Below are 497 nucleotides of genomic sequence, written 5' to 3'. Positions count from 1 at the left end.
AGCATAATTTGAGGCTAAGGAATCAAAGTAATATTGATTCTGGGCGTAGCCACCTCAATAAAATTTTGTTCAATCCGTTAGGAATTGATCAAAATGATGCCAGCAGTTTTCAGAAAAAACTAACTGAATATTATTTGAGTTTGGGTGTAAAAGAAAAACAAAATAATACTTTGGCTTTTGAATATGTTGCGACAGCATCGCCAGAATTTTTTAAAAATAAATCTGAAATTGAAATAAATAATTGGGCAAGTGATCAAATTAAATTTATGAAAAATGAGTTTGGCGATCAATTAAAATTGGCTGTCTTGCACCATGATGAGAAAACTCCGCACCTGCATTTTTTTGTTTCTACTGAAATTGAATCTGTAAAAAAATCGCGAGTTCAACTATGAAGTGCAACTGAAGATAAATGGTTAAAGGTGGGAAGATGCAGTAGCATCCGGCCTTCCAGACCTCCAAGTCAAAGTTGCCCGAAATGACATACACACATCTTACCC

Annotated in this window: 1 protein-coding gene; it reads left to right on the top strand. The window is 34.6% G+C overall.

Annotated features, from left to right (window positions below; genetic code table 11):
- Window positions 1-392 (top strand): plasmid recombination protein (locus ACO0K1_RS20295; protein ID WP_423029024.1); only part of this gene is annotated, 392 nt, incomplete at its 5' end.
- Window positions 393-497: the final 105 nt, after the last annotated feature.

It is taken from the genome of Undibacterium sp. SXout20W (assembly GCF_049340285.1).
GTDB lineage: Bacteria > Pseudomonadota > Gammaproteobacteria > Burkholderiales > Burkholderiaceae_D > Undibacterium.
This window is presented reverse-complemented; position numbering and strand designations above follow the sequence as displayed.